This is a genomic window from Lysinibacillus sp. NPDC093692 (genome assembly GCF_050280125.1).
Classification (GTDB): domain Bacteria; phylum Bacillota; class Bacilli; order Bacillales_A; family Planococcaceae; genus Lysinibacillus.
The window spans coordinates 1-16,186 of record NZ_JBNNUW010000023.1; the positions used below are offsets into that span (position 1 = coordinate 1).

The 16,186-nt window shown below is 36.2% G+C and carries 19 protein-coding genes; 12 read left to right on the forward strand and 7 right to left on the reverse strand.

Annotation, left to right across the window (positions count from 1 at the left end; genetic code table 11):
* Nucleotides 1-187: 187 nt before the first annotated feature.
* A complete protein-coding gene (locus tag ACQKN4_RS20065) occupies nt 188-829 on the forward strand; it encodes a hypothetical protein (RefSeq protein ID WP_427484628.1) in 642 nt (213 codons plus the stop codon).
* 690 nt (nt 830-1,519) lie between these two features.
* Here the strand turns inward: ACQKN4_RS20065 and ACQKN4_RS20070 are convergent.
* Both ACQKN4_RS20070 and ACQKN4_RS20075 read right to left on the reverse strand, forming a co-directional pair.
* Nucleotides 1,520-2,158 carry a C40 family peptidase gene (locus ACQKN4_RS20070; RefSeq protein ID WP_079560066.1) on the reverse strand — a complete coding sequence of 213 codons (639 nt, stop codon included), beginning with the start codon at nt 2,156-2,158 and terminating at the stop codon, nt 1,520-1,522.
* Between the two features lie 344 nt (nt 2,159-2,502).
* Nucleotides 2,503-2,895, reverse strand: a complete 393-nt coding sequence (locus ACQKN4_RS20075; protein ID WP_079560067.1) for a ribonuclease HI family protein — start codon at nt 2,893-2,895, stop codon at nt 2,503-2,505.
* A gap of 171 nt (nt 2,896-3,066) precedes the next feature.
* Between ACQKN4_RS20075 and ACQKN4_RS20080 the strand changes: the two genes are divergently transcribed.
* On the forward strand, nt 3,067-3,258 hold the full coding sequence (locus ACQKN4_RS20080; RefSeq protein ID WP_197144123.1) for a zinc-finger domain-containing protein: 192 nt from the start codon (nt 3,067-3,069) through the stop codon (nt 3,256-3,258).
* A gap of 261 nt (nt 3,259-3,519) precedes the next feature.
* Here the strand turns inward: ACQKN4_RS20080 and ACQKN4_RS20085 are convergent, their stop codons facing one another.
* Nucleotides 3,520-4,503 (reverse strand): SEC-C domain-containing protein, encoded by a 984-nt coding sequence (locus ACQKN4_RS20085; protein ID WP_427484629.1) that lies wholly within the window; start codon nt 4,501-4,503, stop codon nt 3,520-3,522.
* A gap of 223 nt (nt 4,504-4,726) precedes the next feature.
* Entirely contained in the window at nt 4,727-6,535 is a 1,809-nt protein-coding gene (pepF, locus tag ACQKN4_RS20090; protein WP_427484630.1) for an oligoendopeptidase F, read from the reverse strand.
* A gap of 170 nt (nt 6,536-6,705) precedes the next feature.
* Here pepF and ACQKN4_RS20095 point away from each other — a divergent pair, with 170 nt between their 5' ends.
* The 5 genes from ACQKN4_RS20095 (at nt 6,706) to ACQKN4_RS20115 (ending at nt 8,697) form a co-directional block, all read left to right on the forward strand.
* Nucleotides 6,706-7,065: a hypothetical protein gene (locus ACQKN4_RS20095; RefSeq protein ID WP_427484631.1), complete on the forward strand. Its 360-nt coding sequence runs from the start codon at nt 6,706-6,708 to the stop codon at nt 7,063-7,065.
* A complete protein-coding gene (locus tag ACQKN4_RS20100; RefSeq protein WP_427484632.1) occupies nt 7,065-7,286 on the forward strand; it encodes a hypothetical protein in 222 nt (73 codons plus the stop codon). Before ACQKN4_RS20095 ends, ACQKN4_RS20100 begins: the two co-directional genes overlap by 1 nt.
* Nucleotides 7,287-7,293: 7 nt before the next feature.
* Nucleotides 7,294-7,575, forward strand: a complete 282-nt coding sequence (locus ACQKN4_RS20105) for a hypothetical protein (RefSeq protein WP_427484633.1) — start codon at nt 7,294-7,296, stop codon at nt 7,573-7,575.
* A gap of 136 nt (nt 7,576-7,711) precedes the next feature.
* On the forward strand, nt 7,712-8,152 hold the full coding sequence (locus ACQKN4_RS20110) for a Dps family protein (protein WP_079560073.1): 441 nt from the start codon (nt 7,712-7,714) through the stop codon (nt 8,150-8,152).
* A 197-nt stretch (nt 8,153-8,349) separates the two neighbouring features.
* Nucleotides 8,350-8,697 carry a general stress protein gene (locus tag ACQKN4_RS20115; protein WP_079560074.1) on the forward strand — a complete coding sequence of 116 codons (348 nt, stop codon included), beginning with the start codon at nt 8,350-8,352 and terminating at the stop codon, nt 8,695-8,697.
* Between the two features lie 130 nt (nt 8,698-8,827).
* Here ACQKN4_RS20115 and ACQKN4_RS20120 read toward each other — a convergent pair whose 3' ends face one another.
* Nucleotides 8,828-9,727, reverse strand: a complete 900-nt coding sequence (locus ACQKN4_RS20120) for a DMT family transporter (protein ID WP_427484634.1) — start codon at nt 9,725-9,727, stop codon at nt 8,828-8,830.
* 134 nt (nt 9,728-9,861) lie between these two features.
* On the opposite strand from ACQKN4_RS20120, the gene ACQKN4_RS20125 reads away from it, so the two are divergent.
* From ACQKN4_RS20125 to ACQKN4_RS20135, 3 genes are all read left to right on the forward strand, one after another.
* Nucleotides 9,862-10,737 (forward strand): LysR family transcriptional regulator, encoded by an 876-nt coding sequence (locus ACQKN4_RS20125; RefSeq protein WP_079560076.1) that lies wholly within the window; start codon nt 9,862-9,864, stop codon nt 10,735-10,737.
* Nucleotides 10,738-11,159: 422 nt separating this feature from the next.
* Entirely contained in the window at nt 11,160-11,825 is a 666-nt protein-coding gene (locus ACQKN4_RS20130) for a phosphopantothenoylcysteine decarboxylase (protein WP_427484635.1), read from the forward strand.
* 360 nt (nt 11,826-12,185) lie between these two features.
* Nucleotides 12,186-12,341 carry a YezD family protein gene (locus ACQKN4_RS20135; RefSeq protein WP_079560078.1) on the forward strand — a complete coding sequence of 52 codons (156 nt, stop codon included), beginning with the start codon at nt 12,186-12,188 and terminating at the stop codon, nt 12,339-12,341.
* A gap of 223 nt (nt 12,342-12,564) precedes the next feature.
* Here the strand turns inward: ACQKN4_RS20135 and ACQKN4_RS20140 are convergent, their stop codons facing one another.
* Nucleotides 12,565-13,053 carry a flavin reductase family protein gene (locus ACQKN4_RS20140; RefSeq protein ID WP_079560079.1) on the reverse strand — a complete coding sequence of 163 codons (489 nt, stop codon included), beginning with the start codon at nt 13,051-13,053 and terminating at the stop codon, nt 12,565-12,567.
* Nucleotides 13,054-13,226: 173 nt separating this feature from the next.
* Here ACQKN4_RS20140 and ACQKN4_RS20145 point away from each other — a divergent pair, with 173 nt between their 5' ends.
* Nucleotides 13,227-14,012 carry a VOC family protein gene (locus ACQKN4_RS20145; protein WP_427484636.1) on the forward strand — a complete coding sequence of 262 codons (786 nt, stop codon included), beginning with the start codon at nt 13,227-13,229 and terminating at the stop codon, nt 14,010-14,012.
* A 76-nt stretch (nt 14,013-14,088) separates the two neighbouring features.
* Here ACQKN4_RS20145 and ACQKN4_RS20150 read toward each other — a convergent pair whose 3' ends face one another.
* Nucleotides 14,089-14,289 (reverse strand): cold-shock protein, encoded by a 201-nt coding sequence (locus ACQKN4_RS20150; RefSeq protein WP_079560081.1) that lies wholly within the window; start codon nt 14,287-14,289, stop codon nt 14,089-14,091.
* Between the two features lie 212 nt (nt 14,290-14,501).
* Here ACQKN4_RS20150 and ACQKN4_RS20155 point away from each other — a divergent pair, with 212 nt between their 5' ends.
* Nucleotides 14,502-16,181, forward strand: coding sequence for a formate--tetrahydrofolate ligase (locus ACQKN4_RS20155; RefSeq protein WP_079560082.1), 1,680 nt, complete (start codon nt 14,502-14,504; stop codon nt 16,179-16,181).
* Nucleotides 16,182-16,186: the final 5 nt, after the last annotated feature.

Sequence of the window (16,186 nt, forward strand, 5' to 3'; positions counted from 1 at the left end):
AGCTGCCCGACCTATTCTTCACCTCTACTATATAAAAAAATAGTAGTACGAACCAATGCCTTGGTCTGCACTACTAATCTTAGTATGTTTTTCTTTATTGAACTAACGGTGCAGGTTAGTGCAAGTAGGGATAAGATGAGAATATGCGTGTAAAAATATTTATTAAAGGGCTGTTTGTATGCTTCATATGAATGTAATCAAAAAATTTAAAACCTCTTATCAAATTAAATTTTCGAATGCCTATCGTTTTTTATGCCATACAATGGGCAGTAAAACAATTATTTATGATACAGGTTCTTGGGAAAAAATAAAGGAGCTTAGTAAACCCAATAATCCAGGAGATATTCATTTTTCAGACAATGATGATTATTTATATATAAAAAACACAATCGGTACTGTATGTGTGTATGAAACGGTTGGATTTCAGTTAATCAAAAGCATTAAATCAAATAAAAAATATCAACTTGTTGAAGGGGACTTTGTTTTAACTAATACTTCATTCATTATCCTTGATACATTGAAAACGAAAGACGGACATCAACTGGCATTAATCAACATTGAGAAGGGTGAGTTTAGAGTACTAACGCAATTTAAAGATTCAATTCCCCTAATTTATTTTAATCACTTTATCCAGGCTGAAAGTGCCTATTTATTTACTTTGAGTTATGTAAATAATGAAGATTACCGAGTCGAAAAAATAGTAAAAGTTAAAGAACCAATAAATAAAGAGTCCATAGAAATATTAGATAACTTAGAAATTCGGAATTGGGATTCCATCATCTTTAACTCTATTAAAACGTATATATTGTGGTTCAAGATTATGACATAGTTATACTTGATGGACAGTTTAAAGAAATTTTAAAGAAAGTCTGTTTATCAGAACAAGATTATCCTGACCACTTCGGTTATTTTCAACATATGCACCAGTCAAACGATGGACGATATATTATCCTTACATATAGTGAGACAGTTTTAATCCTGCGATACGATGATTTAGAACCCATTTTAGTTGAAGAACTACAATATGCTTGTTTTGGGGAATTCAGCAACGATGATCGATTTATACTTATAGGAACGTGGGAGAATGGTTACATCCTTGAAAACACCCTACGTTAGTGTCTTTGGAGAGGTGAAGGTCACCGTTCTTCTCTTTCTAATAAGGGTTGTGAAATTCTTCACTTAAAGTAATGGGGTGCTTTAATTGAATATTCTCATCCCGAAATAATCAAACTTTTTTATAAAAACCAAACTAGATAAATAAAGAACCAACTGTTTTGATCAAACCTTGTTTCAAAACAGTTGTTCTTTCTGTAGAAAATCAGCGTTTGCAACTTACTTTTAATTGAACTTTATTAAAAAGCTACATCTATATAAAAATAAAAGCAGAATTAGTCCTTCAACTAATTCTGCAAAAAACTATTATAATGTGTAACATTCTATTTGTCATATTGTTAAATCTTTAACAGTAGAAAATAACTTGACTTTTAATAAAAGATATCCCAACTGTTTTTCTTTTGCATTATAAACGACCATATCCAGCAAAATGCTTTTTCCAATAAGTGCTATTGATGTTAGCAGTGGAAACACCATTGTTACTCGCGCTAATCATTTGGTTATTTCCAATATAAATGCCTACATGTGAGATACCAGCTTTATACGTATTAGAGAAAAATACTAAATCGCCTGCTTTGGGTGAACTTACTTTTTTAGCTGTACTATAAAAGCCTGCTGCTGACTTACGAGCAGTCGAAATACCAGCATTATTAAAAACGTAAGTAACATAGCCTGAACAATCAAAACCTGTACTTGGTTTACTCCCGCCAAATGTATATCTTACGCCTAATTGTTGTTTAGCAATTTGTACTAGACTAGCAGTTGGTTTAGGTGTAGATATTGGTTTTGGTTTAACTGTTGATGTTGATGTAGTATTAACGTTTAACTTTTGTCCAACGCGAATGGTTGAAGAAGATAAGTTATTCCATTTCATTAAAGTTTGATAGGAAACACCGTACTGATTGGCAATCTTCCATAAAGAATCACCAGATTTTACTGTATAAGTTGCCGCCGATGCTGTGTCAATTGTTGAAAAAAGTACAGATGAACTTAAAACCAATGTAGCTAATTTCATACCCCATCTATACTTTTTATTCTTTTTCATAATATGTATCCTCCTAAATATTCAAAAACTTAATACATAAATGATATTAACATTGTAATATTACAATAGTATGTCAATAAAATAACATTAAAGATACAAATTTTACTAATAATAATTAGGAAATCATCCAATTTATGGCTCGTTATCTAAAGTCAGGGATAATAGAAGGTAAACGTATTTCTTATGGAAGGGGAATGACATTTATAGGAACGCAGTTTTATAGAAGAATGTATTTGAAGATGATAAAAATGAAATATTGGGGGATATTAAGTATCTAAATAAAGTGAATGTGGATAAAGGGAGAGACCGGCTCTTGGTTTAAGACAAGGGACAGTCCCCGAAGTTTAATTTTTTTCCTTTTGAATGGCTTTACGTGCAAGTGCATCTGCAGCTTTATTTTGCGTATCTGGAACCCATTTGATAAAAAATAAATCGAAGTTACTTACAAGTGTAAGTGCCTGCTCAAGATAAGGTTTAAATTCCTCATTTTTCACATATTCTTTTTCCATAGAGGCTACAACAATTTTTGAATCAGAGCGCACTGATATTAGGTTTGAACTAATCTTGAGTGCTTCCTCAAGTCCGCGAACTAATGCAGTAAACTCGGCAATGTGGTTATTAGTCTGTCCTATATACTCACTTATTTGTATATGGTGGCCCTCACCTTTAATAAATATTCCAATACCACTGGGGCCAGGGTTTCCTGCACTAGCAGCATCAATGTAAACTTCTAACATAAAATCCCCACTTTTTGATTTAGATTTTACATTAATTGTACATCAATAGTGCTTTTTCACAATATTTTAGTTGAAGATAAATATGGATAAACAAAATAGTTGCTTGTTCAAAATGTTCACTTCATAATAGTAAGAAGCGAAATTTGGACGTGAAAGGAGCGAGAGTTCAAATTGGATAAAGTGACGGTTATGAAAGATATTGATGAACTACATGATATGTATTGTGCTGATTGCTTAGTGATCAAGCAATTACGAAAAGAGCGTGGAAAATCTGGAGCTCATCGCTTCTGTATTGAAGCCTGCACAATAGGCGAGCGACTACAATTTCTTGGAGAAGAGCTCATGAAGGTATATAGTAAATAATGTTTTCACATATTGCAAAAATATCTTTGAAGTAATCATAGTACTAAACGGTCTATGTTTATATAAAGTAAAGCTTAATGATAAAAAAATTTTAACTCAATTCGATGCATAAATAACAATATGTTCGAAAGAATTACCGTAAAATAAGCTACTTTGTTGTTGGTTCACTACCGATAACAAATGTAGCTTTTCTATGGTGAAAAAATGCGCCACACACTCTAAGATCTGTTTAGAGCGTGTAGCGCAATATAATTTTAAGTATTATTTAGTTTCAACGTAGGTACTTAAGTCTTGGTAGTATTTTGTGAGAGAGGAAGCTGAAATATCGAACGTCGCCGCAATTTCTTTTACTGTCATTGATAGCGGCTCGAACAGCTCTTTCTCTTGACCATATCGAATCGCACCAGCAGCGATCGCAGCCTCTTTGCGCGCAGATGGTTGTCCTTCAATTAAGTAGTCTTCTAAAAGCTCTAACATAGGAGCTGTTTCACGATCATTTTGCTCAAGGAAATCTTTTACTTGTGTGATTACATTGCTCTCAAAATTCGTGAATTCCTCGCCTTTATAACCGTTTGACACAAGTAACTCCCAGAAGGATAAATGCTCTTCTTTTAAGAATGCGCCAATCTTCTTCTCAGAAGCCTCGAAATTTTTATTAAATTGCTCAAACACTTTAGCGTGATCTTCCGGGAAGAAGATTAGCGTTGAAACAGCTAAATAATGCTCTGATTTTTTTGTACCATCCGGTAAGATGAATGCAAAGACATGCATACCTTCAGGGATTGGTTTATCATTTTCACGACGAATATAAATTTCTTCTTTTGATAACACATGTGTAGCCTTGAAATATTTTTCTTCTACAACAGACACAGAACCAATAAATAGACGAGGTTGTGACCAGCCTTCTAACACTTTTACTGTAGAAGGTCTTACCGCTTTTTTCTTTGTTTTCTTTAAGTAACCTTTCCAAATAGATGGTTCTTGATGGAAGAAGAAGTCGTCTAACGCGATTGCTTCAATTAGCTCTCTTTGTAGTACGCTCTCTAATTTAGGCTGCCATGTACCTACATGCTCGATATAAGCACGAACATCTTTGCGTTCTGGATATTCTAAGTAAAATGTTTGTAGTACACGTTCTAATTCTTCGATTGCTACAGTTTCTACTGTAACCTGCTGTTTGCCTTCACAACATTTTTTGTATTTTTTGCCGCTACCGCAAGGGCATGGATCATTACGTTTTACCATAATTAGAAACACTTCCTTTGAAAATTGTTAGTCGAATTTTGCTAAATAAATTGCATCTACTTAATAATAACGGTACATTTGTATGAAGAAAAATGATTGTCTATTTAGAAATATCAAAAAAAGGACGCCCTGATTCTATTATATGAACATATTTTCCAACTTAGAACTAGAAAAAGAAAACCATCTACGCTTTAGAAATAGCATAGATGGTTCTAAGCTTTGTTTAACTTTTGATAGCTTCCATTTCAGTCGTTAATCGTTCAAGCTCATCAACGAGGTGACCAATGTAAGCTATCGTATCTCGAAGCGGCTGGTCTGTTGTAACATCGACACCCGCCATTTGAGCTAGCTCTACAGGTGATTTCGTACCGCCAGCTTGAAGGACTGCTAACCACTCATCTACCGCCGGCTTACCTTCTTTTAAGATACGCTTGGATACTTGTGTAGAAATTGTTAAGCCAGCACTGTATGTGTATGGATATAAGCCCATATAATAGTGTGGCTGACGCATCCATGTAAGTTCTGCACCTTCAGAAATGTCGACAGCTTCGCCCCAGAAATCTTCAAGGACAGAACGTTTTAATTGATTTAAAACTGAAGCATTAACAGCTTCACCTGCGTCAATTAATTCATATACTTTTCGTTGGTATGCTGCCTCTAGTAAGTGTGTGACGAAATTATGATAGTATGTTTTGGACACAATGTTTGAAATAACCCAACGTTTGAAACGAGGATCTTCGTTATGGGTTAATAAATAATTGGCTAGAAGCATTTCATTCATTGTTGATGGTGCCTCGATAAAGTATAACGAAGGACGACTATTAAAATAAGATTGATGGGCATGTGCATTCACAAAGTGACCTGCATGTCCTAGCTCATGAATTAGCGTAAATACTTCATTCATACGTTCATTCCAAGACATTAAAATATAAGGATGATTACCATATGGACTTGAACAGAATGCCCCAGTAGATTTTCCTTTGTTTGTTGCATAATCAATCCAGCGCTCGTTAAATGCCTTTTCAATCATGTTCTTGTAATCCTCGCCCATAACCGATAATGCATTTTCAACATATTCTTTTGCTTCCGACATTGTTAATTTTGGATCATACTCTGGATCTAACGCTATTTTTAAGTCTGCAAAAGTCATGTTCTCGATGCCGTTCGCTTGTTGAATAAGCTTTGTGTAACGGCGCATATGAGGCGCAAGCTCTTTTGTAATAAGATCTATTTGACGGTTATAAAGTGAGCGATCAACATCCTGATCAAACAATAAATAATCAATGATAGAGTCAAAGCCTCGTAATTCCGCCATTGTTTTTTCCTGTTGAATATGTGTGTTATAAATTTTGGCAGTTGTGTACTGATAATCTCGTAACTTACTAGAAAATGCTTCAAATGCAGCACGACGTACGTTTGTATCAGCCTCAAACTCCCAGTTGTTTTCGTATAATACAAAACTTAATGGATGCTTTTCACCATTTGCCTCAAACTGTCCAAAATGCATATCAACAAGCTTTGTCGTATTATATGTTTCATAAGGTGTCTTAAAAGTTGAACTAAATGCAGCTAATGCTTTTTCCACTTCAGGGTGCAGCTGATAAGGCTTTTGCTTTAACAATTCCTCTAAGTAAACTTTGTAAATAGGACTCAACTCAGTGGCCTCTTGTAAAATCGCTTCGTCCAGTGCTAGTAATTCACTGCGTACGAAAGAAAATGCACTACTTATTTTACCCACCGCAGTACTGTATTTGGCAGAACGCATTTGCGCTACATTATCTGTAAGATCTGTTTGACTATTTAAATTTGCATATGTGCCAATAGGGACAATGCTTTTTTGTAATGCTTCAAAAGCTGTTAAAACTTCAATTACTTTTTGCGCATCCGTAATTGTACCTTGATACTTGCGTTCAAAGCTTAGTGCATCCTCTACAAGCTGAGCTAAAATAGGCTCAAAATCCGCATCATTTTCAAATAAATCTTTTAAATTCCACGTTTCTTCTAATGGTACATCTTTTCGTAATACTTCCATCAATCAACACCCCTTATGTGTAAGTGTCTCCATTATAACGAAACTATTTCGGAAAGTGAAATAATTATAGAGAATAGTTTAAATATTTTTAAAAATAGAATAATAGCGTAGAAACTTATGTTCGTGTTTAGTATAATGGATGTAAAGAAAGGAGGAGGAATGAAGTTATAATGCAGTTAGTTTGGGAAAAACCAGACGTATATAAACTTAGCCAAGTGAATCAAGATAATTTATGGAAGAAGTTAATTGCGGATTTGTTTGAAGATTTTTTGTTGTTCTTTTTGCCAGAGTTACATGCAGAAGTGAATTTTTCAAAGCAAGTGGAGTTTTTACAACAGGAGCTTTTCAAAGAAATTATTGAGCAACGTCAAGGGCGCAAAATAGCTGACCAAATTGCGAAGGTTCATCTGAAAAGTGGGAAAGAGCAATGGATCCTTATGGTAAGAAGATTGTGGCTATTGCTATTTTTACGAATAAGAGTACTAATAGCACGAACCGGTATCATGAAAAGTATTATGGTACAGAATTAATGTACACTTTTAATAAATTTGTTGTATCTGATTTTGATGAAGAAGAATTGAAAAAGTCAACGAAGCTACTTAGTAAAGCATTACTAGCATCTCTTTATTTGAATCGTACAAAAAATGAAATGAGTCTTCGTAGTACGTACAAAAGAACTTTACTAAGAGAAGTATGGTCATTAAAAAATGTTGAACGAGCAGAAGTAAATGACGTTGCTTTATTTTATTGATTATTTATTGAAACTACCAAGAGCTATGTCTGAGCAACTTGTAAGAGATGTAAAAGAGGAAATTAGAGGGGAGGAAGAAATGTTGCATCAATATAAAGAAGATTTACCACCGACACTTGCTGGAGTATTGGAATTAGAAAGGCAGGAGGGCATTGAGCTGGGAATTGAACGTGGCATGAAACAAATAATTTTTGGTTTATTTGAAAAGGGTGCTGAAGACGAATGGATTGCAGAGGTTTCGAAGCTTCCAGTGACAAAAATTAAGGAAATTCGTAAGGAACTTAAATAGTCTAATTGTGTAGTGAGACAAATTGCCAATCAAATGACCTTTAAAAATGTGTTAATGGAAAAAAATGTGTGTATAGCAAATACACTTTGCTACGCATACTAATGGCTAGAACAACTGGCACATTGGAGGAGAAACAATGACACAAAACTTAAACAAACAATTAAATAAACTTGTCGCTACATGGTCTGTACTTTATACGAAATTGCACAATTATCATTGGTATGTTAAAGGAAATGCCTTCTTTACACTACATGCAAAATTTGAAGAATTATATAATGAAACAACATTAAATCTAGATGAAATTGCAGAGCGCATTCTTTCGAAGGATGGACAACCAGTCGCTACGTTAAAAGAACATCTTGAACTGTCCTTTATTGAGGAAGCGACTGGGAATGAGACGACGGAGGAAATGGTGGTTACAACCATTGCAGATTTCCAAAAAATTATGAAATCTTTACATTCAACAATGGGACTTGCAGGAGAAGAAGGGGACGATCGAACAGAGGATTTACTGAATGCTATGTACCAGTCCCTTGAAAAGCATACATGGATGTTAAAGGCCTTCCTTGGGCACTAAAACCACAAATAAATGATAGGCAATGGAAACTCGTTCATGCATTTCCATTGTCTGTTTTTTTGTTGTTTCAAAAGATAGACATATTTCACAAAGAAATAACATATATTACAGTTCGGAAAAGAATGGGCAAAATATGTTTGTTTTTGAATAGGAAGGGTAGATAGTTAGTAAGCCATACAAGTTAGGAGGAATTGAACATGATAAATGAACAAAGCCCACAAATTGAAGTGGCCCATACAAGGGAAGAAATGCTTCATATTTTAGAAAGTATGCGATTAGAAGCATATCAAATAGAGGACATTCATGTTATTGCAAAGGATCCAAGCCAATTTGAGGATGTAGAATGGGGTATTAATGTTAAAACCCATGAGGCAGGGAATTGGGTAGATCAATTTAAGTCTTGGTTTACCGGTGAATCGGCTGTGACGGAAGGATTAAAGCGTTTTGATCTTACAGAGGGACAAACCGCTTACTATTCTCATCTCGTAGAACAAGGTGTCATCGTAGTATTTGCTGAGCCTACAATTGAACCTATGACGACATAGCCTAGTGAAAGGTGATTGAAAGTCATCTTCATTCACATAATAGGGAATATTTCCTTAGTACAATACGATAAACAGAGTGATTGCACATGCATCACTCTGTTTATTTGTGTAGAAAGGTTTCAAAATTGATTTAATGAATCGCTTTTTCGTGGTCGTGTTTTTTTATAAAGCGTAACACATGAAGCTGCTCTAATTGAGCAACAAGGTTACCAATTAGAATAAAGCTACCACCTATTAATACTTTTATCGTTAATCCTTCTCCTAAAAACATCATGGCAAACATCGCTGCAAAGATTGGTTCTAAGGAAAATATTAGTCCTGTATGTGTAGCAGAAGTAAACTGTTGTGCAACAGTTTGACCTACGAAACAAAATGCACTACAAATGACACCGAGTCCAATAATAGCAATCCAAGAAGTCGTTGTATTTGGAAGTGTAGGTGTTTCAAAAATGAATGTTAATACGAGTGCATAAAATCCAGCAAAACCGAGCTGGTAAATGCCATATGAAATGGATTCAACGTTACGCGTAAATGTACTGTTTAACAGTAAATAAATCGAATAGCCGAGTGCAGCCATGGCTATTAAAATATCCCCTTTTTGAAAGGCAAATGAACCGTGGGCAGTTAAAACTGTAATCCCAATCATAGTACAAACAATCGCAAAACTAACTGCTCTTGAAGGTAATTTCTTTTCAATAAAACTGCTGATAATAGGTACTAAGACAACTGTTAGACTTAAAATAAAGCCAGCATTTGATACCGAAGTTGTTTCAAGTCCAAATAAACTTAGAGCGAACACAATGAATAATATAAAGCCTTGAATAGCCGCATATTTTAAAGTTTTAGCATCGGCCATAATCATGCGTTTATAAAAGATGATTCCTGCTGCAAAAAATGCAATGATACAACGCAATGCCACCACATTATAAACAGCCAATGTTTCAAGCCCCATTACCATAAAGGTATAAGATAATCCCCAAAACATTGTCACTATAACCATTAATAAATTTGCTTTTCCTTGGATACTCATTATGCTCACCTACATTCTGTGTACTAAAACAGTTTTTAACCTAAAATTTACTATATCTCTTGTATTGTGATTAGTAAAACGAATGTTTATAATAATCAGTATTAAAAAAATTCATGTATGTAGAGGACAAGACAATGAGCTTAGTCAAATATGAGATTTTGAATAAAGTGGCTGAGGTAGCTAGCTTTACAAAAGCTGCAGAGGCATTAGGATTAACTCAATCAGCTGTAAGTCATGCTGTTTCAAGTTTAGAAAAGGATTTCGGCTTTGCACTTATTCACAGAAGTCGAACGGGTGTCTCGTTAACAAGTGAAGGAGATGCAATGTTAAGGTCAATGAGGCATGTCCTCGATGCAGAGGAACTGTTACAGCAAGAAGCAGCACATATACTCGGTGTTACTCGAGGGAAAGTGCGAATTGGTGTAATATCAAGTATTTCGTCAAACTGGATGCCGGAAATTGTTCGAATTATGGACAATCAATTTCCTGGTATACAAGTTGAATTACGTGAGGGAGATTATTATGAAATCGAACAATGGCTATTGAGTGGAGAGGTGGATGCAGGATTTTTAAATGGTCAAAAGTCGAAGCAATTTCAGTTTATAGAACTACAGCAAGATCCGTTGCTATGTATCGTTTCTGATAAAAGTCCGCTTTATAATAAAGCAGAAATTGATATTGTGGAACTGGAAGACATGCCATTTATCATGACTTCACATAAAGGAACAAATGATGTAAAAGTACTGTTAGAGCAATATCACGTGAAGCCAAATATTCGTTTTGAACTATCAGAAGAGGTAGGAATCACGTCGATGATTTCTCACCAACTTGGAATTAGTATTTTACCGAAATTAGTGACGAATAATTTGCCGCCTTCGATAAAAGCTATACCGTTAAAACAAGGTGGCTATCGGACAATTGGAATTGCAATGAAACACCATGCATCACCAGTGACCAAAAAATTTGCGGAAATCTTAAGTTCCTGGTTAAAAGAGCAAAATAGGAATTGATTTGTATGTAAGTCATAAAGGATAGCAACTTTCTCTATAAAAACATCATTGAAGCAAAACGTAGCATTACGCTAAAATAGTATTTGTATATTTAACTTCATTCAGCAGATCTTTTTTGTACCGAATGCGTAACGACAGGTACAGAAGATTCCCACCTCTAAAGGTGGTGAGATGGATGCAATTTTGATTACTTATTCAGTTGGTGTCCAAGCACCTACTGATATAGAGGAACTCAGTCTAAGGACGCCACGTCCTGTGGCGACGATCGAGTGACCAACATATGTTAGCACTGCGCTTTGGCTCAGAAAACATATGTTGGCCCAAAGCCTCCGGCGGATGTCACGGATTGTTTATCTGTAGCGAAAGCAAAGCGACATCCACAATGTCGCCAAGGTGAAATTGATTAGAAAAAAGGTGAGTGTATGGGGACATTACAAGGGAAGACCGTACTCATTACAAGTGGGGGAACACTTGAAAAATGGGATCGTGTGCGTGGGCATACGAATTTATCGAAAGGATCGATGGGCTGTTATTTAGCGGAAGCGGCACTAGCGGCTGGGGCAAACGTATTGTATATGCATGGTTATTTCGCACAGCTTCCAGCGAATAAAGATAAAATGCGTACCATTCGATTTGAAGGTATTGAAGATTTAGGCGAGAAAGTTCGACATGCTGTTCAAGAAGAGCATGTGGAAATCGTCATTATGGCGGCTGCCGGTTCTGATTGGCTAATTGACAAAGTGTATGACCAGTCTGGGAATCTAATGGAGGAGGCAGGCAAAATGCCATCTGACGAGCCACCTATCATCCACTTTAAAAAGGCACCTAAAGTATTAGGTCAAATAAAAGGATGGAATCCGGAAGTTACATTAGTGGGCTTTAAACTTGAGGCAACAGATGATGAGGAATTTTTAATGTCCCGTGCACGTCTACGAATGGAATCAGCCAACGCTCAGTTTATGGTAGCTAACAGCTCACAATCTTTATATGGTGGCGATGAGCCTCACTGGATTGTACCGGCTAACGGCCAACCGATAAAGGTTATGGGCAAGCAAAAGACAGCAGAAGCATTAATAGATCTTTTATAAATGAATAAAGCTGTGTAGAGGAAAAATAGACTCTACACAGTTTTTATTTTTGTTTTTTTTGTACTATGAAGAATGAGTTGATACTAACTGGCATAACTAATAGATAAACCTCATTTTTCTTAATTTCTTAGTAAACAACTAAGTTTTCTAATGTTTATATTGACAATAGGTTTTCTGAATTATAGAATTATTTCCAAGAAACGTAATTCTTTTATCGGGAGCGGTAGAGACTTGGCACAAAATGAGGCTTCTACGATAACAAATGGTATAGGTCAAACCTAGGAGAGCTCCTAAGGGATAAGGGGCTATGATTGACGCGTTTGCTCTTTTGTACAAAAAATAAAAGAAGAGGTGTATCGGATGACTCAACAGGCAAAAGTAGATGACAAAAAGCTAGAGGCAATTGCAAAGGCAATTCAAAATTTGGAGTTTGGAGAAGTAAACATTACGATTCAAGATGGAGTCATTGTGCAAATTAACAGATTAGAAAAGCAGAGATTTCCACAGAAAAAGTAAAAGGTGTGATGATAGGTGAACAGATGTTTCTAAGTCACGGGGGATATTTCCTTAACATATATAGCCGGCATTTTTTAGGGTATACGGAGCCGACTATTTTTTTACTTAATCTGAAGGGGCTTATCATTTAAATTGTATTAAAAACCACATAATAAAAAAGTTCAACTTCAAAAACCAGGATGATCACGGCGAATCATCCTGGTTTTGCGTATATTCTTATAGCCTACTCATAAAAACTTTTTGGGATTTCACCAATATGTCTGCGATGATACAGTAAAGGCTCCTTCTGTGCATTGTCAATTTCTAGGACTTGCCCGATAAATATTGTATGATCTCCAGCATCGATTTGCTGAAATGTTTTACATTGTAAAATGGCTGCAGTATCATGCAAAACTGGAACACCTAATACAGAAGTTGACCAGTTAGCCTGAGCGAAGCGATCTGGAATTTTGCTTGAAAATAGTGTACATAGATGCTCTTGATTATACGCTAAAACATTAACAGCAAACTTTTGAGCTACTGTAAAATATGGATGTAGCTGTGATTTTTTATCGAGCGACCACAAAATAAGGAGTGGATCTATAGAAACGGATGCAAAGGAATTGACAGTTAAGCCAAAAGGTTCATTTGCGTCATTACAAGCAGTGACTACCGTTACGCCTGTTGGATAATTACCTAATGCTTGTTTAAAAGCAGCAACTTTGTCTGTCATTCTAATCACCTCTTCATTGATTTTTGGAAATGAAAAATCTTTTCTGATGACCCATCAGAGTGATAATCATCTTGGTGCTGAGTATTTAAAATAATTGCAACATTCCTAATTTTATTTTAAACCAACAAAACTAACTGGTAAAGTATATAATAGAGAAAAAAGGAGGGGGAGTCATGTCTTTATATTTTGACCATTTAGTTCATCAAGTTCAATCACCAGAGAATACAAAGATTTTCTTAAATAAACGTAATATCCATACAGTTAACGGTGGTCAACATACAATGTGGGGGACATTCAATACGTTAAGCTACTTTGGATTAAACTATATTGAGCAAATAGCCATCTATGATCGTCAATTATTTGAAAATGCAGTGAAATTACCTTATTCACTACATTATACGTTTAAACATACAAACGAGCGCTATGGTTTTTCAAGAATTGCGTTGCGTACAAAAAATATTAAGGAAGAGGGACAACGATTACGTGCACTTGGCTTCGAAGTATATGGACCTGATGATTGTAGTCGTACAAGACCAGACGGCTCCGTAGTTGAATGGAAGCTCTTGCATTTTGGGAAACCGGGGCTGGAAATTGATTTCCCTTTTTTGATTGAGTGGGCTGATACAGACGAGGAACGTATTGCGCAATTAAAAGCAAATGGAGCCATTAAGAGCGATCAACCCATATCGATGGAGTCTGTACAATTTTATGTAAAAGATGTGCAAGCTACAGTGAAACTATGGGGGGAAGTATTACAATTACCAGAGCCTGAACAACAAGAAAAGTTTATTTCCCTACACTTGCCAAATATTCGCCTAGATTTTTATGACGAAGTTACTGCGGCTACTATGGCGCTAGGTCAATTAAATGAAGGGCCGTTTGGGGTTACACTTAAAGATACTGATAGAACGAAGGAAACGCTAGTTTTTCCAGGAGCTTTTTATTGGATCAATAGCTGAGGTTAAAGAGTTTAAAAGATCTATGAAGAGCATTTGAAAAAAGGAGCCGTTCATCAAATGAACAGCTCCTTTGTACTTAAAATTTTACAACATTTGACGCCTGTGGACCTCGATTGCCTTCCACCACATCAAATGATACCTTTTGACCTTCTTCAAGTGTACGGAAGCCTTCCTCTTGGATTCCCGTAAAATGTACAAATACATCTTCTCCATCATCACATTCAATAAAGCCATAACCTTTTTCATTATTGAACCACTTTACGATTCCCTGTTGCATAAGCATTCGCCTCCCATGCGCTTGAAAGTAGAATAAAATCAACTAAGTCGTGAAATAATTGAGAAAATGTGAAAAAATGCATTTTCATTAAGAACATACATGAATTGAGCAAAGTTGTCAATTGTTTGTCGAAATGCTTGTATAACTTCCTATGATTTTTTTCACAATAAAGTCTATAATGGAAATTAACAACATAGAAAGTAGGATGCCAAATGACAACGACTAATCAACCTTTATCAGATTTAGAAATCGCTAATCAAGCGGTGATGAAGCCTATTACAGAAATCGCGAAAGATGCAGGTATTCCAGAGGATGCACTTGAGCAGTATGGTCGCTATAAAGCAAAAATTGACCCACTAAAAATAACAGCACATGGCGAGGACGCAAAGGTAGTATTAGTTACTGCCATTAGTCCAACTCCAGCAGGTGAAGGGAAGTCAACTGTAACGGTTGGACTTGCTGATGCACTTCATCAATTGAATAAAAACGTTGTTGTTGCTTTACGTGAGCCATCACTTGGCCCAGTAATGGGCGTGAAAGGTGGTGCAACAGGTGGTGGATACGCACAGGTTGTACCGATGGAGGATATAAACTTGCATTTCACTGGCGACCTCCACGCTATTACGACGGCGAATAACGCATTATCAGCCTTTATTGATAATCATATCCACCAAGGAAATGCTTTAAACATTGACCCTCGCCGTATTATTTGGAAGCGTGTAATGGATTTAAATGATCGCACTCTTCGTAAAGTTGTTGTGGGTCTTGGTGGTCCTGTACAAGGGATGCCACGAGAGGACGGCTTTGATATTACTGTTGCATCAGAAATTATGGCAGTCTTTTGTTTAGCTACAAGCATTGAAGATCTACGTGAACGATTAGCAAGTATCGTAATCGGTTATACTTTTGAGCGTGAACCAGTATTCGTGCGAGATCTACAAGTGGAAGGGGCTTTAACATTATTATTAAAAGATGCCTTTAAACCAAACTTAGTGCAAACGCTTGAAGGAACACCTGCCATTATCCACGGTGGGCCATTTGCCAATATTGCACATGGCTGTAACTCAATTATGGCGACACAAACGGCTCGTAAGCTAGCTGATATCGTTGTGACAGAGGCTGGCTTCGGTTCAGATTTAGGTGCTGAAAAATTCATGAACATTAAAGCACGTAAAGCAGGCTTTAAACCAAGTGCCGTTGTCATTGTGGCTACTATTCGTGCCTTAAAAATGCATGGCGGTGTACCAAAAACAGCGCTAGTTGGCGAAAATGTTGAAGCGCTTTTACAAGGAATCGAGAATTTAGCTAAACATGTCGACACGGTTCGTACATTCGGCGTTGAACCGATTATCGCCTTAAATCGTTTTATTACGGACACAGAAGCTGAGTTAGAAGCAGTCCTGAACTGGTGTCAAGAAAATCATGTTCGTATAGCTCGTACAAATGTTTGGGAAGAAGGCGGTAAAGGTGGATTAGCCTTAGCTGAGCAAGTAGTAGCCGTATTAGAAGAAGAAAATAACTTCTCTCCTTTATACGATGTAACAGAGTCCGTTGAAGAAAAAGTTCGTACGATTGTTCAAAAAGTGTATGGCGGGAAAGATGTACAATTTACTGAACAAGCGAAAAAACAAATTGCTCAAATCGAAAAATTCGGCTGGGATTCTCTACCGATTTGTATGGCGAAAACACAGTATTCTTTATCTGACCAACCAAGTCTTTTAGGACGTCCAGAAGGCTTTACTATCACAATCCGTGAAGTGATTCCAAAACTGGGTGCAGGATTCTTAGTTTGTCTTACAGGAGATATTATGACAATGCCAGGTTTACCAAAAGCACCAGCTGCCTTACGCATGGATGTAGATAACGAAGGACATGCAGTAGGGTTGTTCTAAGAAAA